Origin of the sequence: Shimazuella kribbensis DSM 45090, from assembly GCF_000428065.1 — a bacterium.
GTDB classification, from domain to species: domain Bacteria; phylum Bacillota; class Bacilli; order Thermoactinomycetales; family Thermoactinomycetaceae; genus Shimazuella; species Shimazuella kribbensis.
This window is the reverse complement of record NZ_KE386621.1, coordinates 183,486-203,206: the sequence shown is the minus strand read 5'-3', so window position 1 is coordinate 203,206 and position 19,721 is coordinate 183,486. Positions and strand designations below refer to the sequence as shown.

The window sequence follows — 19,721 nt, the reverse complement described above, 5'->3', positions numbered from 1 at the left end:
TTTCGACTTTTTTATCCAGCAGTGCTATTATATTTATAACACTGCTGGATTCGACTGAATGAGGTCTTCTCATGAACTGCACCGGTACCAACGCAGACGTCTACGTCGACGGGAACCCGTACATCCCGGCGGACTGCATCGCCGAGATCAACGACCGTGTCAGCACGTACGGCATCGTCGGCATCGTGCTCATCCTCCTGCTGGCCGGCCTGGCCGCGTGGGTGATCTCGAAGCGTCGACAGGACAAGACGTCGATCGACTACCTGTGGAAGAGGACCATCTCCGGCGAGAAGGGCTCCTTCCTGTGGGAGATCAACTCCCACAGGAACAGGATCAAGGACCTCGAGAAGGGGATCGACGACCACGACAAGCGGCTCTTCACGCGCGAGGTGTGGTCCACCTTGAACTTCCGCGAGATCGCCTATCTGCAGGTGCTCGTCCACAGGCTCATGGGTCGGGTCGACACTCACTTCGGTTACCTGCCGATGCTTCTGGTGAAGACCGAGTACCAGAAGAACCAGAAGACGGCGAACGACAAGGCCACGGGTCACGGCGTGGACACCTCCGAGACGGAGGCATCCGCCGACGAGACGTGCTAGTCAACTCGGGCGCCAGAGCGGGCTGTGATCTCTCCACACAAGTGGGAGGTCGCAGTCCGCCGCCGTTTTAGCACATTTATAAAAAACGTCAACATTTCACATAAATAAGTCCGCATGACAGATGGAATATTTCTTCCTCTCTACATGCGGATTTTTTGCTGTTCTATAATTTATTTAAAAGAACTCATATTTTCTCCGACCGGATTTGCATGGAAAGTTCACACAAACCCGGCAATGCAGAATTAGCCAATCAACGCCCGCTCTTCTTCGAGCGGTTCGTTGATCGAGCCTGACTGTCACGTCCGATCTTGTCCTTTCGGAAGGTGACGATCATCTGATCGCCCACTCCAGTGAACTTGCACTTATCGAGAACGAATCCCTCGATGGCAACACTGATCCTTCGCTTCTGCATCACAGTCTCCAATCTTCATCGAACAATATTATTTTATCAAAAAAATGAGTATATTTCTACTTTATTGCTGTTAAATTCTTGCAATAGAAACCTTTTGATATAAAAGGTTTCTATTGCACATGCAAACCATCTTTGATGACTTTCCTCTCACATTCCATATAGGATGAAACAATTGTATCATGTTGCATCACATCAAAGCGTGGATGGATACCTTAGTCTTTGGCATACCCTTCCAGTCGCTTTATTGCCTATTCGCGAGAATCATTTTTATTTATTTATGATTTAACTATCATCATTTTAAAAAATAATATTATTTTATTTAGATTTACAATTATAATCGTTTATAATTATCTATACAGTATTTCATTCCATTCACTACAACAAGAATAGGGGATAACGAATGAACTTTGATCTCAATAATGAACAGAAAAGTATAACTGCACGCATCTCTGATCAAGATCAACTCCACTATCCAAAAGAGATTGAAAACGACCTAATGAATTGCGGCCTCACAGAGAAGGAACGAGTTGAAATTTTAGCTACTGCTTGGGAATATGTTCGTTGCGGTGTCCCTGAGTTTACAAACTGGGAAAAGTACATCGCATTTGTTCGCCTGACAGCGCTGACAACTGTTGCAGAGTATAGGGGAAAGCTGGTAGACATCGATCGACTTCTTACTCCTGGTGAATATGTACTAGGTTATCCCGTTCGCGAGTTACTAGATACGTTATTCGCCGGAACTTCCGTATATGAGGCAATGTTACAAGAGTATGCGTCGTGTCTACTTTTTATGGCGGAAAAGACACGTGATCATCAATCTGATCTCTGCAAAAAGTATATAGAGGCCATTGCCTCCTCTCCTTCTAGATATTACAGGCTTCGTGATTGTGATGCCCAAGTTAGACTATTTATCGCTGCAGCCGTAGCTTGTAATGATTTAGACCCAGACTTTACAGAAATGGAATATCAGGCAATGGCAGAGATCGGAATTACACTGTATGATGCCGTTGCTTTCTATAAGCATAGGGCTGAGGCGGAAGTATCCAACCTATATGCTTATTGCGGACAAGATTTAGAATTTCGTCAGGAAGTCTACCAGACTGCGCGCTCCACGCTTTGGGCACTAGAGACGATGTGGTGCAAGACGGTTCAAGGAAGATCTGCAATTAATCTACTCAAGAACCTCCCACTCATTCACATGTCCATGCGTCGCTATCGTTTTGTAGAAGATGGGCTTACTATTGGTAAACCAGAGACGAGTGCGGTTGTTCGAGCTGCTCGAAACCATGTCAAGCTTTGGTACCGCAACGATGCAGCCTCCAACTCTCCGGCAGAAATGGAACGCAGTTTTGAGTCTGTACAATACATGTTGTATCCTGAATTGAAGGAAGCGCTTCAGCTCCCCATTACAGAAATGTGTCAAAAATGTACACGGCGAGAGGTCTATGGCGGAGTGTCGGAAGAAGGACAGTTTGGAGGTGTCGTTCTCTGTAAGGATAGTCAGGAGGAATGGCGGCATTATGTCCGTTCATCTGAATCGCGTCATTTGGATTGGCTAGGTTTTTTGAACTAATACATTAATCGGATAAAAAACGAAAAACCCCGAGGACTCCATAATTTCAAGTCGAGAACTCAGGGTTTTTCTATGCTATGAAGATTGTTTTACTTCCTCTTTTGGAAAGTAACAGGTAGTTCTTTGATAGAGTAGACGACAACGGTAGGATTCATAACTGGTTCTTTATTATCCTTTAGTTTGAATTGCCCCATTCGCTCCAACATAATTTTTAGAGCAATGCTTGCTTGCAAACGGGCTAATGGAGCACCTATACAAAAATGAATACCGTGTCCAAATGCGATATGCTTCAAGTTGGTTCGGTTAAAATCAAACTGATCTGCATTTGGAAATACGGACTCATCTCGGTTCGCTGCTCCAATCCAGAGATTAATATGATCTCCTTTTTTGATCTGCTGACCTCTTAGGATGACATCTTTCGCTGCGACTCGGTTTACATATTGTACTGGTGACCGGTATCGCAAAACTTCTTCCAAAGCCTTTGGAATATCTTCCGGATGAGAGGTAAGATGTTCTTGAACTTCTGGGAATTCCATAAAGGTCAAAATGGCATTATTGATAAAGTTGGTGGTTGTTTCATTCCCTGCAACCAGCAAAGTCATAAGAAAAGCTAATAAATCGTTGGCAGATAGTTTTTGCCCATCCACCTCTGCTTGAATCAGATGTGTTACTAAATCATCTTTGGGTTGTTGTTTGCGTTGTTCAATGAGATGAAAGAAATACGCACCCATTTCCTTTTGACATTGAAGGAATACGGCGACTCCCTCTTCATCAGTAGGTTGCTTTAATATCGTCACGGACCATTCTTTGAATTTTGCTTGATCCTCAAATGGGACGCCTATCATTTTTGCTATCACTTGAATAGGAACTGGAATGGCTATATCACTCGTTACATCCATTTCCCCGCGATCAATGATTTTATCGATTAATTCATTTGTAATTTGTTCAATCCAAGGTTTCATATCGTTAATGGCTTTTGGTGTAAACGCTTTCGCTACTAACATACGGAGTTGACGGTGGAAAGGAGGATCACTGGATTGAATTCCTCTGGTTAATGGATTTTCGTCTATTTGAGGCATAACCTGAGAAGAAAAGGTCTCATAATCGCTCAAAATCGTTTGTACATCATCATAACGAAGGACATGCCATCCGCCTTTTGTACCATAAAATTGCATGAAGTTTTCATCGTAAACCACTGGATTTCTTTCAGACAATTTTTTATACCATGGATAAGGATTAAATGCATTGCGCTCCAAATAAACTCCTCCATTACTATAATTTTATCCAACTAGGCATATTTTAATATAATTTTGCAATGAATGAAATATAAAAGAATTTTTTATGTTAATTTTTTTTCGTTTTTTTGTACGAAAGCCAATTCCATCGAATAAATAACAAAATAATCCTTTGAAAGGAAAAATAGCTATTCTATCCTTCAAAAAAACCACCTTCTCGGTGGCTACTTATGGTTACACACGCAAACCTCATTCCATAATCTATCCTTCCTATACTTTCATTTCTAGAGTGAAGTAGGACAATCTTATTTTCTTAACTCTTTTAGAAAGTAGAAGAGTAGCTCTTTCTGAGATACCTGTTTTCATCTTCAATAGCATGTATGAGATTAGCCGAATCATCTTTATTTTCATCAACCAATGTATTTAAAAGTAATAAGCAAATTTGTCTTCTTGTTAGGCACGCGAATGTTCATTCAAATGAAACAAGAGTTAAAGGGACAAAGTTTCATTTGTTAACCTAAGTAGTGTTTTAAAAAAGAAAAAAAGCCCCCATCTCTCCACATCTAAAGTATGACAATTCGTTAACTGTATTTTCTGTTTTGAATGGACTTTTCCGAAACTTATCCGTTATAATATAAATACAAGGTTCACTGAATTCCGAGAGAAAGGTCTCACCCATGGGTTACGACGACAACCCCCACGTCCGCGTCGAAGCGTTCCTCGACGGCTCGACCAACTTCATGCTGGCGATCATCGGACTCGCGGCCATCGCCGCGATCGTGGTGATGTGCCGCGAGAGGTCGAAGTCCAAGGAGAAGCGACAGGACCGCAACCAGCAGACGGTGGAACGCTTCATGGAGCGGCATAACGACCTCCTGGAGCAGCTGCTCGACGCCCAGCAGGCTGCGTTCAACGCCTTCAAGACGGAGCGCCGCTGCAGGAGCGTGAACGAGCGGGAGAAGATCAATCGCCACGGAGAGGAGATCGATCACCTCGCAAGGGAGATCGAGGAGCTCAAGGAGCTCATGAACCCGAAGGCAGCCGGCACCGAGCGTGACGGGGACACCCCCGGCAAGACGCTCCAGTAGCGGACGCCACGACGGACTTCACCACCACACACCATGTGGAGGGTGAAGTCCGCCGCCCGTTTTAGGCACTTTCCCCCCTAGATACTACTTCTATTTTACGCTCTCCCTTGTAACATTCATTTGAACAAATGATGGATGACAAGTTTTCAAAAGATAACTGATAGTCGATGTAAAACATAAAAAACCACCTTCTACTTCAATAGAAAAGGTGGTTGATAGTATTAAACATGCAAACCTTCTTCGATAATCTTTCCTTCCCATACTTCCATTTCTGGAGTAAAGTAGGAAACTCTTGTTTTCTTATATTCTTTGGTAGAATACAAAGTTGCTCTTTCTTTGATACCTGTTTCCTCTTCGATTGCCTGTAAAATTTCTTCACACTCTTCATGCGTACGACCATGAACCATGGTAAATATGGTATAAGGCCAATCCGGGTAGGTTGGACGTAAATAGCAATGGCTTACTGCTTTAAAAGCTGCCATCTCATAACCTACTTCATCTGTTTTATCTTCTGGAACTGCCCAAACCCCCATACCATTAAAGCGGAAACCTGCTTTTCTATGGTTAAGAACCGCAGAAAATCTACGCATTTGTTTTCGTTCGATCATCTTCTTTCCTGCTGTGAGCAACTCCTCTGCTGAAACTCCAAGTTCCTCAGCCCATCCATCAAAAGGACGAGAAACGATCGGCAAATCTTTTTGCAATTGGCGAATCACAGCAATATCAAAGTCCGTGATCTCTTTGACTGCATTTTGACGATCTGCTTCTGTATATTGTGGTTTCGCTTTTGCTTTGGTAGCATCCTCTTTACCAGTCATATCGAGCTGCACGCCAATTTTATAGAGTTTCAATGTAGGCATTAGACGAATCACATCTACTTCAGCAAGTTTTCCAAGTAAGTCAACCGTCTTTTCTAATCCTAACTTGCTGTTTGGGGGCACCGCGATTGTAAACCAAAGGTTAAAATCGTGATTTCGTTTATAATTGTGTGTTACACCTGGATGTTGATTAATGATTTGTGCTGCTTGATCCAGACGTTCCTCTGGAATTTTTGCAGCAACGAGACTGGATTTATAACCAAGGGTCCGTGTATCAAAAATTGCGGATAACTGACGGATAGAGTCCCCTTTTAATTTTTGAGTTCTTTCTAGTACTTCTGCTTCTTCGATTCCTAGTTTCTCTGCTATCACTTGAAAAGGTTGAGGAACGAGTTCCAATCCTGCTTGGAGTATATTCAATAACTCTTGATCGATCTGATCCATGTTTAAATACTCCCTTCTTTGAGCCATTTGGCGAAATCTTTAGCGTGGTATGTAAGAATTAGTTCTGCTCCAGCACGTTTAAAACTAGTCAGTGTCTCCAAAACTACTTTTTTTTCATCGATCCATCCGTTTATAGCTGCGGCTTTGACCATGGCATATTCGCCACTAACATTATAGGCTACTACCGGTAAATTAAATTCTTGGTATACCCGATGAATGATATCAAGATAAGCTAGTCCCGGTTTTACCATCAACAGATCTGCACCTTCTGCAATATCAGACGCGGCTTCTCGCAAAGCTTCTCTCGCATTCGCTGGATCCATTTGATAGGTTCGACGATCACCGAACTGAGGAGTACTGTGTACTGCATCGCGAAATGGACCATAAAATCCGGAAGCATATTTCACTGCATAAGAAAGAATAGGAACATCTTCAAAACCCGCTTCATCTAGACCTTTGCGAATCGCAGCGACAAATCCATCCATCATGTTGGACGGGGCGATCATATCTGCTCCTGCTTTTGCTTGTGAAACAGCAGTTGCAGCCAAACGTTCAAGAGAAGCATCATTGATGATTTCTCCATCTTCCACTACTCCACAGTGTCCATGAGAAGTGTATTGACACAGACAAGTATCTGCCATGACGTATAGAGACGGAAAATTTTCTTTCACTTGAGAAATAGCTTTTTGCACAATACCATGTGCATCATCAGCAGAAGAGCCACACTCATCTTTGTCATGAGGAACACCAAAGATCATGATTGATACGATCCCTAGCGAAACCAATTCATCCACTTCTTCATTCAGACGATCCAAAGAAAAATGATATACACCTGGCATAGAAGCGATTTCTTCTTTTTTGTTTTCCCCTTCTACGACAAAAATCGGATAAATAAAATCTTCCACATGCACATGATTCTCTTTCAGCATGCTGCGAATTGCTTGGTTGCGCCGTAGGCGACGATGGCGATGAAACTGCATTGGAAGTCCTCCCCCATTATAATGTCTGTATCGCTTTGACTAATCCATCAATGGTATATTCTCTAGCCACAACATCCACCTTTAAGCCCAAATCTTCTGCTGTTTTGGCAGTAATCGGACCAATACAGGCGATTTGAGTGTGTTGCATTACGGTTTCGATATCTGTAGTAGCTAATCGTAGAGCATGTATGAAATTTCGCACGGTCGAAGAGCTCGTAAAGGTAATCACATTAATTTGTTGCTGTTTCAACATTTTCACGATACCTTGCGCATTTGTAGCATCGATCTTCGTATCATAAGCGTCTACTTCGGTAACTTCACAACCCATTTCCCTGAGTTCCACTGTCAATACATCTCGAGCAATATCTGCTCGTGGCAGCAATACTTTCTCGTTTTCCTTCATAAGAGGACGAAGATGTTCGACTAATGCTTCTGCTTTATACTCTTCTGGCAATGCCTCTACCAACAGACCTTTTTCTTCTAATGCAGCAGCAGTTTTGGGACCGATGGCTGCTAGGCGGGCATTTGCCATCTGCCGAATATCTATTTTTTGCTTACGAATACGATCAAAGAAAAACTTCACGCCGTTTACACTTGTGAAAATAACCCAATGATAATCCGCAATTTTGCTTAGTGCTTCATCAAATACATCTCCGTGTCTAGGTTCGACGAGGCGAATAACGGGAAATTCAATTGACTCTCCACCTAGTGAGTCAATAAGTGTCGTCAATTCACTACTTTGACTTCTAGCACGCGTTACCAAGATACGTTTTCCAAACAATGGTTTCTTCTCAAACCAAGACAGTTTTTCTCTCAGTTTGACTACTTCCCCAACAATAATAATGGCAGGAGAACTGAAATTAACCTCTTCTACTTTTTCAACGATATCCGAAAGTGTACCTACCAATGTCTCTTGCTCTATTCTTGTTCCCCAACGAATGAGCGCAATAGGAGTTTGTTCATCGCGACCAAATTTCGTGAGTTGTTTCACAATAAACGATAAATTGGAAACTCCCATCAAAAAAATAAGCGTTTCGGTTGCAGTAGCTAGTTTTTCCCAGTTAATGGAGGACTCTGTCTTCTCAGGGCGTTCATGTCCTGTAACAATCGAGAACGAGGAATTAAAATCACGATGGGTAACTGGAATACCAGCATATGCTGGTACTGCAATTGCTGAAGTGATACCAGGAACCACCTCAAATGGAATACCCTCATCTACTAATCTCTCTGCTTCTTCTCCGCCTCGACCAAAAATAAAAGGGTCCCCACCCTTTAAACGCGTTACAATATTGCCTGCTTTTGCTTTTTCTACTAACAGTTCATTGATCTCATCTTGGGTCAATGTATGACGATCAGGCAATTTCCCCACATAGATACGCTCTGCATCTGCACGAGCATTTTGCAAAAGTTGTGGGCTAGCCAATCGGTCATACACGATCACATCTGCTTTTTTTATGGCATCTCTGCCTTTTACTGTGATTAGATTTGGGTCCCCTGGACCTGCACCTACCAGATAAACCATCGCACTCATCATTAAGCACTCCTCTATACCATTGCCAGTATCTCTTTCGCACCTTGTTCCATTAGCTTTTGTGCTAATTTCTTTCCAACTGCCACTGGATCCGTTCCTATCTCTATTCCTTTGATGACAGACTTCCCAGTAGGAGATGCGACCAATCCTGTCAATTGAACCTTATTATTTTCCCAAACTCCGAAGCCAGCTACTGGTAAATGACAACTTCCTTCTATTGCTTGTAAGAAAGCACGTTCCGCTCTCACAGCATTACCTGTCGCATGGTCATGTATCGCACTTAATAGTTTTCGAATTTCATGATCTTCTTCCCGACACTCAATTGCCAAAGCTCCTTGTCCTACCGCAGGTAGCATCGAAGCAGTAGACAAATATTCGCTTATCTCATCGCATAAATTTAATCGTTTTAAGCCTGAGACAGCAAGAATGATTGCATCAAATTTACCATCACGTAATTTGGCAATACGAGTATCGATGTTTCCACGAATTGGCTCGACTACCAAGTCTGGGCGTATCGCTAAAATTTGCGCTTGACGACGAAGACTACTTGTACCAACAACAGAACCTGTTGGCAATTCTTCTAGCGTAAGTCCATCACGTGATAAAAAACAGTCTCGAACATCTTCCCTTATGGGAACACATCCGATGATCAAACCGGTTGGTAACTCGGCAGGCATATCTTTTAAACTATGTACAGCTAAATCAATTTGCTCGTCTAAAAGTGCTTGTTCGATTTCTTTTACAAACAACCCTTTCCCTCCGACTTTAGAGAGGGTGACGTCAAGTACTTTATCCCCTTTGGTTATGATCTTCTCTAGTTCAATAGATAAATATGGGTGGTGTTCCAGTAATTGAGATCGTACCCAGTTGGATTGGGTCATCGCTAAATGGCTTTTTCTCGTTCCGATTACTAACTCTCGCATTTTGTTACTCCTCCTCTCATTTTCATTTGCTCTTCCAGCCAATTTGTCATCTCTATTCTTGCTGTTTGAGGTCGTAGACGACATATTTCAATCCAATGTTCGTCTACCAACTCTTTCATGAGATGATAGCGTATTTTTGGATCGGGAATCTCCCATTGAAGTCGTGATCTCAGCTCTTGTGTGATTTCCAATAACAACTCATATTCGTCCCCATATCGAGACTCCAATTCACGCCTTATTTGTTTGGACAAAGAAGGGCTTGCCCCTTCTGTGGATACAGTAATCATCAGTTTTCCTCGTTTGAACACGGAAGGCACAGTGAAATTACATAGGGATGGTTGATCGACAACATTAACCCATTGATTGCGTTTCAATGCATCTTCATAAACCTGCAAATTAACGAAGGGTTGATTCGTAGCTGCAATAACCAAAAAACATCCTTCTCCATCTATCGATTGATAATCACGTAACTGCAAATGAATTCGTCTTTGTTTGGCATAAAGGCGAATTCCATCTGTAATCGTGGGACTTACGATGTTTATTTTAGCTCCTGTTGAGAGTAAAGAAAGAACTTTTCGTTCTGCTACTTTTCCTCCGCCTACCACTAATACATTACGTTTATGAAGATTAACCATCATTGGGTAAGAATGTGCCATAAGTACCCCTTCTTTTTAGGAAATCCAGTGATGAAAGGAAAAATGAACTTTAGATAAGAAATAGTTGGTTATTACGAAAAGCATGGAAACGAGAAGACACCATGCAACTTTTTGTGTTGCTATCCATCTTGTCCAAGCTGCACCAAAAAGAACCACATAAATAAGAAATAAAAGAAAAGATCCAACAACTTTTATATCTGTCCAATAAAGTTGTCCATAAACTTGATATGCCCAAATGGTGCCTAAGATGATGGATATAAATAAAAGCAAGACTCCTATCCCTACAAAGCCCAGCATAAATTGCTCCAGTTGGTCTAGGCTTGGTAATCGACGCAAGAGTAAATTCCATTTTTTTCGTTTTAATTGTCGTCTACTTAATAGGTATAACATAGCACAGATACTAGCCAAAGAAAAAGTTGCATAGGCAGATACAGCAAGGGTAATGTGTATAAATACCAATTCAGAAATTACTCCCGGCGGAGCATTCAATGCTACATTTCTTGACACAAACAGGTGGATAGCTAAAGCCGTAATACCAATTAAACTCGCACAAAAAACAAATAAATCCAGTTGAAAAAAGAGCGAAACGCATAAGGTGATACTAATTAAAGCCCATGTGTACAACAGCAGTGGTTCTATTTGTCCATATATGTGCTGTTTATCCATCAATCGCATTATGATATCCGTTGTCATAATGAACCATACGACAATAAGCAAGGAGCTTGATAAGATCCTTGCTTCTCGGTTTGGACGGAGCAGGGTTGCATAAGAAAAAAGTAAACTTAACACATATGCATAAAGGACAAAATCAAAAACCCATCGCTCTGTAAACATAACATGTCCCCTAGTTTGTCGGAAGTGGCAGACCTGATGGCATCATTTTCTCTTGCGGTTGATCTGCTTGTGCATCATCTAGTTCAAGTGCAAATAAGTGTTTAAATAAACGCAAAGCTGCTTCTTTTTCCTCTGTACTAGCTAATTCTTTCATCCTCATGATCGGGTCATGCATCATTTGATTCACTATGCTTTTTGTCTGTTTATTAATGACACGTCTTTGTTGCTCTGTAAGATCAGGCAGTTTTCGTTCCATTTTAGTCATTGCATCTGCTTGAATCTGCAATGATTTATTACGAAGTGCAGTAATTACAGGTACAACACCAAGTGTATCAAGCCACTCGCGAAATGCGGTTTGTTCTTCTTTGATCCATACCTCTACACGTTCTGCCTCTTGCTCACGCAAATGAATATTAGAAGCTACCATTTCTTCTAAGTCATCCATATTGTAAAGAAATGCATTATCTAGTTCATTAATGGAAGGATCTATATCTCGGGGCACCGCAATATCAATAAAAAACAAGGCTTTTTTCCGTTCTAAAAGAACATTCTTCACCATGTCATGAGTGATAACAAATTGTTTTGCTCCAGTAGAACTCACTACTACGTCTGCCTCTAAGAGAGCCTTTGTCAAATGCTCCCATCGATAGGCTGTTCCTTGAAAAATAGCTGCTAATTCCTCAGCTTTAGAAAATGTACGATTGGCAACAAGTACTTCTTTTACACCAGAAGCTTGAAAATGTTTAGCAGTTAATTCGCTCATCTTACCAGCACCAACTAAAAGTACGGTTTTCTTGGCAAATGAAGTAAATAGTTTTTTTCCTAATTCTACTGCTGCATAACTAACAGAAACTGCATTTTGTCCGATTTCTGTCTGTGTGTGTACTTTCTTTCCTAAAGAAATTGCTTGTTTAAATAAATGATTAAAGAGAGTGCCAGTTGTTCCAGCTTGCAAGGCTACTTGAAAAGCCTGTTTCACTTGCCCTAATATCTGCGTTTCGCCAATGACCAAAGACTCTAAACCACAAACAACACGAAACAGATGCTCTACAGCGTCTTTGTTTGTTTTTACATATAAATGAGGAACAAATTCCTCTCGTGCTACACGAAACCAACCCTCGAGAAAAGCCTTGGCATAATACTCCCCAGTATGAAGCTGGTCAGCAACGATGTATAGCTCAGTCCGATTACATGTACTTACAATCACACACTCCAACATACTCTTTGTATCTCGCAAAGCCCGCAAAGGCATCATTATTCGATCTGGATCAAAAGAAAATTTCTCGCGAAGTTCAACCGGCGCAGTTTGATGACTAAGACCAACAACAAGGGTATGCATCTTTTCTCACCTCAATTTCTATGGATTAACATAAAAACCGCACATAAAACCATTCACCATTATAGCACAGTATTAGACAATCTCCAGACACAAGTGTGAACACCTCTTGAAGCATGTATGTTATGATGAAAGAAAGGAACTTTCATAATTGTTTTCAAATGAGGAGCGACAGAATTATGCAAAACCGTGTGATTGGTTTTTTTCTGGTCATAATGGGTGCCATCCTATTAATTGTAGAGGCTGACTGGGCGAAGTTAACTTCATTCCTCAGCTGGTCTTTTTTATTATTTGTTGTGGGTATTTTTCTCATTTTCTTTTCTTTTTTACAAAAACAAAGTCACCTTACCTTACTTGGAGGCATTTTTGCAACGATCGGGATAACGGTTTGGGGATTTCAATATGTCGCATCTTGGCCCAAACACTGGAGTATTATTGTCATTATGATTGGCGCAACATTGATGTTACAATATATCCTAAATCAGAATAACATAACCTTAGTGATAGGTATTGTTTTGTTATTGAGCGGTGTATTTGCTTGGCCTGGTTTAAAAGAAATTTCTTACTTAGCTCCAATTGCTACCTTCACAAACGTTTATTGGCCCATTTTCATTGTAGGTCTTGGAGCCATTTTTATTGTAAGAAAATAGGAGGAGTATAATGGGGATTAAGTCTACAAGAGAAATACAAAAAATGAAAAAAGCGGGGAAAGTGCTTGCTTCCTGCCATCGCGAAATTGCCAAGCGCCTAGTCCCTGGCATTACAACATGGGAAATTGATCAGTTTGTAGAAGATTACTTAGAGCAACATGGTGCTACTCCTGAGCAAAAAGGATACTTAGGCTTTCCTTACTCAACTTGTGCCTCTATCAATCACGAAGTATGTCATGGGTTTCCACGGAAAGAGACGCTGCAAAATGGGGATATTGTCACGATCGACATGGTCGTCAATGTAGATGGCTGGTTAGCAGATTCTGCTTGGAGCTATGCCGTGGGAGAGATTAGTCCCGAAGCAGATCGTCTGTTGCGGCTTACCAAAGAATCCTTATATAGAGGAATTGAACAAGCACAAATCGGAAACCGCATTGGGGATATCTCACATGCTATCCAATCATTTGCTGAGTCCAACGGACTTTCTGTGGTTCGCCCCTTTATTGGTCATGGTATTGGTAAGAAAATGCATGAACCGCCTGAAGTACCACACTATGGACCTCCTCATTTGGGAGCACTCATCACAGAAGGCATGGTTTTCACGATTGAACCAATGCTCAATCTTGGCAAACATCATGTTCGTGTTTTAAGTGATGGATGGACAGCAGTGACAGTGGATGATAGCTTATCCGCACAGTATGAGCATACCATTGCTATCACCAAAGATGGACCTGTAATTTTAACTGAGCAATAAACGAAAGTCCCAATGAAATTTCATTGGGACTTTCGTTTGGTTACATATTAACTAGCTACATCCCTGCTTGAGAAGGTAATCCATGTGGCGACGATAAACAATAGAAGATATATACCTAACACACATAAAGCAAACGATAAGGTGTTCATAGCAGATATACCGCCATCAAACGAAGCGTATTTTGTGAGATTCAATTGTGTAATAAAGATAAATTTGGACCAAGGCTTGGTTTGAAGCATAAAAGTAAAGACAGAACTCATGAGATATAGAAACAAAGATAACCCCAAAGCCAAAGAACGATTATAAGAGATAACTGCTATAAAATAGGTCAGCGTTATCATAAAGAGGGATTCAAGCAAAGACAGTCCGGACTTTTTGGCTAATACAGCTATCCCTTCATTTGGGAAGGATGCATCTGGATAAAGGATGTATCCAAATAATACCGTAAGGAGAAAGTAAATAATGGTTAAAACCAATGCATATAGCACGACCAAAGTGTATTTAGCCCATAAGATTTTCGCACGTGTCACGGGACGGATCAGCAACAATTTGATCGTTCCAGAGGAAAACTCTGCTGCCATGATTCCTGCTGCCCAAATAATAGAAAAGGTAGTGATGACGAGCAAAGGCGTATCCGAAGTAGATAAATAATACGAGAATTGATCTTCTATCGATACATTTTGTATATCTGATGGNGTCATGGCAACATTAAATAAAATGGCAAGCAAAAAGAACCCAAACATGATCCAATTACTAGTTTGACTGAAGATTTTCATGTTTTCATTTTGTATAAGACGGATAAATTTAATCAACAGATCTACCTCCTGTAATCTCTAAAAATTCTTCTTCCAACGATTTTACTCTTGTTTCTACGCCGAAAATCTCAATCTCTTTTTCTACTAACTTTTGTACCAGTTTCGGTATAGCATCCCGTTCCATTTCAATGACAAATCCATCAGTAGTAGGTTGGTGATTCGTATTGTATGGTGAAGGTAATAAACCAATTGCTTTTTCAACCGGAGAGACTTCAAACTGAACAAGCTGTTGCTCTGTTTTTGACTCTTCTTCCAGTTGAATCTGTTTTTGACCAATTAATTTTCCAGATTGAATGATCAGCGTTCGATCACACATCAGTTCAATTTCAGATAAAAGATGGCTTGAAACAAGTACACAAACATCTTCTTTCTCTGCTACATGACGCAAATAATCACGAAATTCACGAATACCTGCTGGATCCAGTCCATTGGTCGGTTCATCCAAGATAAGCAATCGAGGTTGATGCAAAAGTGCTTGTGCTAGTCCGAGACGCTGACGCATCCCAAGGGAATACGTTTTTACTTTTTGCTCGATCCGATTTGTTAATCCTACCAACTCTACTACTTCGTTAATTCTTTCTTCTGTAACACCCTCCACCATTCTTGCATAGTGAACCAAATTTTTGTAACCAGACATATATTTATATAATTCTGGATTTTCGACTATTGCTCCTATATGCTGGATTGCCGATTCAAAATCTTGTTCTATATCTACACCTTGAATTAAAATTCTTCCTGATGTTGGTGCCATTAAGCCTACTATCATCCTAATTGTTGTAGTTTTTCCTGCTCCATTCGGTCCCAAAAAACCTACTACTTCCCCAGAGTATAATTCAAAAGATAATTGATCAATTATCGTCTTATTTCCTATTGATTTGCTGATTCCCTCTAACTGTACAACTGGTTGCTTAGACATCATGAAACTCCTTTGTTTTCATTCTCTTGTTTTGGACATAATACACATCCATTTTATTCTACAAAAAAAGGTTTCCATCCGGAAACCAACATAAAACAAAATAAATACCGCAATGATTATCTATGTGTATTCAATGATGCTTTTAATTGATATCGTTGTTCCCCTAACTGGATCAATTCGGAAATGAGATCCGTATAAGATAGTCCAGCCTGCTCCCACATTTTTGGATACATACTAAAAGCAGTAAATCCAGGCATGGTATTAATCTCATTAATATAAATCTCACCATTGTCACGATGTACAAAAAAATCAACACGTGCTAAACCACTACCATCTATTGCTAGATAGGCAGTAATAGCCATTTGACGAATTTGCTCCAAAGTATCCTCAGGTAAAACAGCTGGGATTTGCATCTTTGAAGTGCCGCTTATGTATTTAGCTTCATAATCATAGTAGTCATTGGATGAAATTATTTCCCCAGGATTGGATGCTTTCGGGCTTTCGTTACCAAGTACTGCCACCTCTATCTCTCGGGCTGGAACAAATTCTTCAATCACGATTTTCCGATCATACTCACGCGCAACAGCAATCGCTTTTTCCAATGTACTCCTATCTTCGGCTTTGGATATCCCTACGCTAGACCCAAGATTGGCTGGTTTGACAAAACAAGGATAGCCTAATTGATTTTCAACTTGTTGAATAATCGTTTGGGATGTTTCCAAATAAGGAAAAACCAGATACTTCGCTTGAGGAAGACCAGCATCTTGGAACAAAATTTTGCTCACTGCTTTATCCATTCCGACAGAGGACGCAAGTACACCTGCACCAACATACGGCATGTTTAGCATCTCTAGCATACCTTGTATGGTTCCATCTTCTCCATATGTGCCATGGAGAACAGGAAAAACTACATCAACAGATGCGAAAACGGCAGAAGGAAACATGGAGCCTCGATAATCTTCTACTACTGGAATATCTTGTTTTAACCGTTCTGTAAAGGAAGAATCTAAATGTTCACTTAGATAGCGAAATGCCTCTTCTCCAGTAAGCCATTCGCCTGTCTGGCTAATTCCTACAGGCAGTGGGGTGTATTTGGTTTGATCTATTGCTTGAATAACAGAAGAAGCAGATAACAAACTCACATCATGCTCACCTGATTTACCACCAAAAACAATTGCTACACATTTTTTTCTGCTCATGGTTTCCCCAGCCTTCTCCTACAAATATTTAATGTTATTCTTCTGATGATCCAACTATTCGCTTTTGTATTTCGGCTAATAGTTCATCTTTACCCATTCTAGTCTCAGATGAAAAGAGGATTAAAGTATCTGACGAATCCATTTGCAAGACTTCTTTTACTTGTTTTAAATGCTTATGCCACTTGCTACGTGGCAATTTATCCGCTTTGGTAGCGGCTACAATCACTGGGATCCGATAATCCTTTAGAAACTGATACATATTTTGATCATCTTTTGAAGGGGGATGGCGCAAATCTACAATCTGGACTACACTGACGAGATTTTCTCGAGTCGTAAAATAGGCATCCATCATCTTTCCCCATGATTCACGTATCTTTTTCGATACTTTGGCAAAACCGTACCCAGGAACATCAGCAAATACGATATCTTCATTTACTAGAAAAAAGTTAATCGTTTGCGTTTTCCCTGGTCTGGAACTAGTTCTAGCTATATTTTTTCGATTGACCAAGCAGTTGATCAAGGATGACTTCCCAACATTGGAACGGCCAGAGAGTGCAATCTCCGGCCGATTCTCCGTTGGATATTGATCTGGTACTACTGCACTGGTCATAAATTCAACCTGTGTGATTTTCATCGGATTCCCTCGTTAGCGCAATCTTTAATACTTCATCTAAATGAGAAACTGGAGTAAATACAAGCTCTTTTTGTACACTCTCTGGAATATCCACTAAATCTTTTTGATTTTCCTCTGGGAAAATAACATGTTCAATTCCTGCTCGATGCGCTGCCAAAGACTTCTCTTTGAGACCACCAATAGGTAGTACCCGCCCACGCAATGTAATTTCACCTGTCATGGCTACTTTACTAGAAACAGGGGTGTTTGTAAGAGCAGAAACTAGCGCAGTTGCCATCGTGATCCCAGCCGAAGGGCCATCTTTTGGAATCGCACCTTCTGGTATATGAATATGAATATCGTTTTCTTCGTGGAAGTTTTCTGGAATATCCAGCTCCTTTGCACGAGAACGTATATAACTAAATGCAGCTTGTGCTGATTCTTTCATGACATCCCCTAGCTGCCCTGTCAATGTTAGCTTTCCTTTACCAGGTAGCAAAGTAACTTCAATAGAAAGGGTAACCCCGCCAACTTCTGTCCATGCTAAACCAGTCGCTAATCCCACTTGATCTCTTGATTCCTTGCGACCATAGCGGAATTTATGTGGACCTAGCATATCTTTTAACTTTTCTTCATCTACTACAATTTGACTCGTTTTCCCAGCCACGATATCCTTTGCAGCTTTGCGGCACAAAGTCCCTATAACACGCTCTAAACTACGCACACCAGCTTCGCGAGTATAGTATCGAATGATACCAACAATTGCATCGTCTTGAATGGACAGCATTTCTTCTGTTAAACCATGTTCTTCTAACTGTTTCGAAACAAGATACTTTTTGGCGATCATCTCTTTCTCCAATTCAGTATACCCAGAAAGATTGATCACTTCCATACGATCTAACAAAGGACGAGGAATGCTATACATCGTATTTGCTGTAGTAATAAACATGACTTTGGATAAATCATAAGGCATTTCAATATAGTGGTCACTATAGGTTGAATTCTGGTTGGGGTCCAACACCTCTAGTAATGCAGAAGCAGGATCTCCACGGAAGTCATTTGACATTTTATCAATTTCATCTAATAAAAATACAGGATTAGCAGAACCTGCCGTTTTCATTCCTTGAATAATTCTTCCAGGTAAAGAGCCAATATAGGTACGTCGATGCCCACGAATCTCAGCTTCATCATGGACACCACCTAAAGAAATACGGACAAATTCCCTGTTAAGAGAACGAGCAATAGATTTAGCCAAAGAGGTTTTCCCAACTCCTGGCGGACCTACCAAACAAAGAATCGGACCTTTTAGCTTTTTCACCATTTGCTGAACAGCTAAATATTCCAATATTCTCTCTTTCGGTTTTTCCAAACCAAAATGATCCTCATCTAATATCTTTTCTGCTTCATTAATATCAAGTCGATCTTCTGTCTGGTACTCCCAAGGTAAATCCAATAACCAATCAATATAGTTACGAATTACACCCCCCTCTGCTGAGGTGGTAGGAGTTTTTTCTAAACGATCAATCTCTTTCTCTAGTTTTTCCTTTACTGTATCTGGTGCCATCAATTTGGATAGTTGTTCTCTTAATTCTTCTATTTCTCCAGTACGACCTTCTCGGTCACCTAATTCTTTCTGAATAGCTTTCATTTGTTCACGCAGATAGTATTCTTTTTGCGCTTGTTCCATTTGTTTCTTTACTTGTGCATGTATTTTACGTTCAAGTTGCAAGATTTCCTTTTCATTGTGAAGCAGACTAAGCAATTTCTCCAAACGTTCTTTCACTGTTGGTAATTCTAAAATCGCTTGCTTATCTGTCAATTTAAGTGGAAGATGAGAAGCAATCGTATCTGCTAATCTTCCAGGTTCTTCAATTTCTTCGACTGTTTGATAAGTATCTGCGGAAAGTTTTTTCGAATAACGCAAATACTGGTCAAAGTGATCAAGAACAGAACGCATCAAAGCTTCCATATCCTGATCTACTTCTACTTCATCAGAGAGTTCTACCACACTTGCTTCGTGAAAAGATTCGTTATTGTATAGAGACTGAATAGAAGCTCTTGTTAATCCTTCTACTAAGACTCGTACAGTGCCATTAGGCAATTTTAACATCTGTCTTACTTTTGCAATTGTCCCGACAGCAAACAAATCTTCTTGACCTGGCTCTTCTATCTGGGCATCTTGCTGGGTTACTAACAAGATGTGGTTCTCCTCTACCATAGCTTGGTCCAGCGCTTTAATTGACTTTTCTCTACCTACATCTAGGTGGAGTACCATACTGGGAAAAACCAAAAGTCCACGTAATGGGAGAAGTGGATAGGTCTTTTCATGTTCTTGTTGAGCCATT

At 40.7% G+C, this 19,721-nt stretch carries 18 protein-coding genes; 5 read left to right on the top strand and 13 right to left on the bottom strand.

Annotation, left to right across the window (positions count from 1 at the left end; genetic code table 11):
• Positions 1-71 precede the first annotated feature (71 nt).
• Positions 72-599: a hypothetical protein gene (locus A3GQ_RS27600; RefSeq protein ID WP_156877913.1), complete on the top strand. Its 528-nt coding sequence runs from the start codon at positions 72-74 to the stop codon at positions 597-599.
• Between the two features lie 812 nt (positions 600-1,411).
• Positions 1,412-2,584 (top strand): hypothetical protein, encoded by a 1,173-nt coding sequence (locus A3GQ_RS0122745; protein ID WP_051272304.1) that lies wholly within the window; start codon positions 1,412-1,414, stop codon positions 2,582-2,584.
• Positions 2,585-2,673: 89 nt separating this feature from the next.
• Here the strand turns inward: A3GQ_RS0122745 and A3GQ_RS0122740 are convergent, their stop codons facing one another.
• Positions 2,674-3,840 (bottom strand): cytochrome P450, encoded by a 1,167-nt coding sequence (locus A3GQ_RS0122740; RefSeq protein WP_028778961.1) that lies wholly within the window; start codon positions 3,838-3,840, stop codon positions 2,674-2,676.
• Between the two features lie 656 nt (positions 3,841-4,496).
• Between A3GQ_RS0122740 and A3GQ_RS27595 the strand changes: the two genes are divergently transcribed.
• A complete protein-coding gene (locus A3GQ_RS27595; protein ID WP_156877912.1) occupies positions 4,497-4,907 on the top strand; it encodes a hypothetical protein in 411 nt (136 codons plus the stop codon).
• A gap of 221 nt (positions 4,908-5,128) precedes the next feature.
• Here A3GQ_RS27595 and ahbA read toward each other — a convergent pair whose 3' ends face one another.
• The 7 genes from ahbA to hemA are packed head-to-tail and all read right to left on the bottom strand — an operon-like array spanning position 5,129 to position 12,432.
• Positions 5,129-6,169, bottom strand: a complete 1,041-nt coding sequence (gene ahbA / locus A3GQ_RS0122720) for a siroheme decarboxylase subunit alpha (RefSeq protein WP_028778958.1) — start codon at positions 6,167-6,169, stop codon at positions 5,129-5,131.
• 2 nt (positions 6,170-6,171) lie between these two features.
• Positions 6,172-7,149 (bottom strand): porphobilinogen synthase, encoded by a 978-nt coding sequence (gene hemB / locus A3GQ_RS0122715; protein ID WP_028778957.1) that lies wholly within the window; start codon positions 7,147-7,149, stop codon positions 6,172-6,174.
• A gap of 16 nt (positions 7,150-7,165) precedes the next feature.
• Positions 7,166-8,683 (bottom strand): uroporphyrinogen-III C-methyltransferase, encoded by a 1,518-nt coding sequence (cobA, locus tag A3GQ_RS0122710; RefSeq protein WP_028778956.1) that lies wholly within the window; start codon positions 8,681-8,683, stop codon positions 7,166-7,168.
• An 11-nt stretch (positions 8,684-8,694) separates the two neighbouring features.
• The gene (gene hemC / locus A3GQ_RS0122705; RefSeq protein WP_028778955.1) at positions 8,695-9,603 is read right to left on the bottom strand and encodes a hydroxymethylbilane synthase; all 909 of its coding nucleotides are present in this window, start codon (positions 9,601-9,603) and stop codon (positions 8,695-8,697) included.
• A complete protein-coding gene (locus A3GQ_RS0122700) occupies positions 9,591-10,259 on the bottom strand; it encodes a precorrin-2 dehydrogenase/sirohydrochlorin ferrochelatase family protein (RefSeq protein ID WP_028778954.1) in 669 nt (222 codons plus the stop codon). Before A3GQ_RS0122700 ends, hemC begins: the two co-directional genes overlap by 13 nt.
• Before the next feature lie 15 nt (positions 10,260-10,274).
• The gene (locus A3GQ_RS0122695; RefSeq protein WP_028778953.1) at positions 10,275-11,093 is read right to left on the bottom strand and encodes a cytochrome C assembly family protein; all 819 of its coding nucleotides are present in this window, start codon (positions 11,091-11,093) and stop codon (positions 10,275-10,277) included.
• 10 nt (positions 11,094-11,103) lie between these two features.
• Positions 11,104-12,432, bottom strand: coding sequence for a glutamyl-tRNA reductase (gene hemA, locus A3GQ_RS25435; protein ID WP_051272303.1), 1,329 nt, complete (start codon positions 12,430-12,432; stop codon positions 11,104-11,106).
• A gap of 176 nt (positions 12,433-12,608) precedes the next feature.
• Between hemA and A3GQ_RS0122685 the strand changes: the two genes are divergently transcribed.
• The gene (locus tag A3GQ_RS0122685; protein WP_028778952.1) at positions 12,609-13,079 is read left to right on the top strand and encodes a hypothetical protein; all 471 of its coding nucleotides are present in this window, start codon (positions 12,609-12,611) and stop codon (positions 13,077-13,079) included.
• Positions 13,080-13,086: 7 nt separating this feature from the next.
• Complete coding sequence (map, locus tag A3GQ_RS0122680; protein WP_028778951.1) at positions 13,087-13,833, top strand: type I methionyl aminopeptidase; 747 nt, start codon at positions 13,087-13,089, stop codon at positions 13,831-13,833.
• Positions 13,834-13,880: 47 nt separating this feature from the next.
• Here map and A3GQ_RS0122675 read toward each other — a convergent pair whose 3' ends face one another.
• The 5 genes from A3GQ_RS0122675 to lon form a co-directional block, all read right to left on the bottom strand.
• Positions 13,881-14,645: an ABC transporter permease gene (locus A3GQ_RS0122675; protein WP_028778950.1), complete on the bottom strand. Its 765-nt coding sequence runs from the start codon at positions 14,643-14,645 to the stop codon at positions 13,881-13,883.
• The gene (locus A3GQ_RS0122670) at positions 14,638-15,564 is read right to left on the bottom strand and encodes an ABC transporter ATP-binding protein (protein ID WP_028778949.1); all 927 of its coding nucleotides are present in this window, start codon (positions 15,562-15,564) and stop codon (positions 14,638-14,640) included. The genes A3GQ_RS0122675 and A3GQ_RS0122670 overlap by 8 nt, the downstream gene beginning before the upstream one ends.
• Positions 15,565-15,680: 116 nt before the next feature.
• Complete coding sequence (locus A3GQ_RS0122665; RefSeq protein WP_028778948.1) at positions 15,681-16,763, bottom strand: D-alanine--D-alanine ligase family protein; 1,083 nt, start codon at positions 16,761-16,763, stop codon at positions 15,681-15,683.
• A gap of 34 nt (positions 16,764-16,797) precedes the next feature.
• The gene (gene yihA, locus A3GQ_RS0122660; RefSeq protein WP_028778947.1) at positions 16,798-17,397 is read right to left on the bottom strand and encodes a ribosome biogenesis GTP-binding protein YihA/YsxC; all 600 of its coding nucleotides are present in this window, start codon (positions 17,395-17,397) and stop codon (positions 16,798-16,800) included.
• Positions 17,378-19,720 carry an endopeptidase La gene (lon, locus tag A3GQ_RS0122655; RefSeq protein WP_028778946.1) on the bottom strand — a complete coding sequence of 781 codons (2,343 nt, stop codon included), beginning with the start codon at positions 19,718-19,720 and terminating at the stop codon, positions 17,378-17,380. Before lon ends, yihA begins: the two co-directional genes overlap by 20 nt.
• Position 19,721: the final 1 nt, after the last annotated feature.

What these genes read in the sequence shown, in the direction of transcription:
- A3GQ_RS0122695 (WP_028778953.1), bottom strand. Translation starts at nt 11,093, where the DNA reads ATGTTTACAGAGCGATGGGTTTTTGATTTTGTCCTTTATGCATATGTG.
- A3GQ_RS0122670 (WP_028778949.1), bottom strand. Translation starts at nt 15,564, where the DNA reads ATGTCTAAGCAACCAGTTGTACAGTTAGAGGGAATCAGCAAATCAATA.
- cobA (WP_028778956.1), bottom strand. Translation starts at nt 8,683, where the DNA reads ATGATGAGTGCGATGGTTTATCTGGTAGGTGCAGGTCCAGGGGACCCA.
- ahbA (WP_028778958.1), bottom strand. Translation starts at nt 6,169, where the DNA reads ATGGATCAGATCGATCAAGAGTTATTGAATATACTCCAAGCAGGATTG.
- lon (WP_028778946.1), bottom strand. Translation starts at nt 19,720, where the DNA reads ATGGCTCAACAAGAACATGAAAAGACCTATCCACTTCTCCCATTACGT.
- A3GQ_RS27595 (WP_156877912.1), top strand. Translation starts at nt 4,497, where the DNA reads ATGGGTTACGACGACAACCCCCACGTCCGCGTCGAAGCGTTCCTCGAC.
- hemC (WP_028778955.1), bottom strand. Translation starts at nt 9,603, where the DNA reads ATGCGAGAGTTAGTAATCGGAACGAGAAAAAGCCATTTAGCGATGACC.
- hemB (WP_028778957.1), bottom strand. Translation starts at nt 7,149, where the DNA reads ATGCAGTTTCATCGCCATCGTCGCCTACGGCGCAACCAAGCAATTCGC.
- hemA (WP_051272303.1), bottom strand. Translation starts at nt 12,432, where the DNA reads ATGCATACCCTTGTTGTTGGTCTTAGTCATCAAACTGCGCCGGTTGAA.
- A3GQ_RS0122665 (WP_028778948.1), bottom strand. Translation starts at nt 16,763, where the DNA reads ATGAGCAGAAAAAAATGTGTAGCAATTGTTTTTGGTGGTAAATCAGGT.
- A3GQ_RS0122700 (WP_028778954.1), bottom strand. Translation starts at nt 10,259, where the DNA reads ATGGCACATTCTTACCCAATGATGGTTAATCTTCATAAACGTAATGTA.
- A3GQ_RS27600 (WP_156877913.1), top strand. Translation starts at nt 72, where the DNA reads ATGAACTGCACCGGTACCAACGCAGACGTCTACGTCGACGGGAACCCG.
- A3GQ_RS0122745 (WP_051272304.1), top strand. Translation starts at nt 1,412, where the DNA reads ATGAACTTTGATCTCAATAATGAACAGAAAAGTATAACTGCACGCATC.
- A3GQ_RS0122685 (WP_028778952.1), top strand. Translation starts at nt 12,609, where the DNA reads ATGCAAAACCGTGTGATTGGTTTTTTTCTGGTCATAATGGGTGCCATC.
- yihA (WP_028778947.1), bottom strand. Translation starts at nt 17,397, where the DNA reads ATGAAAATCACACAGGTTGAATTTATGACCAGTGCAGTAGTACCAGAT.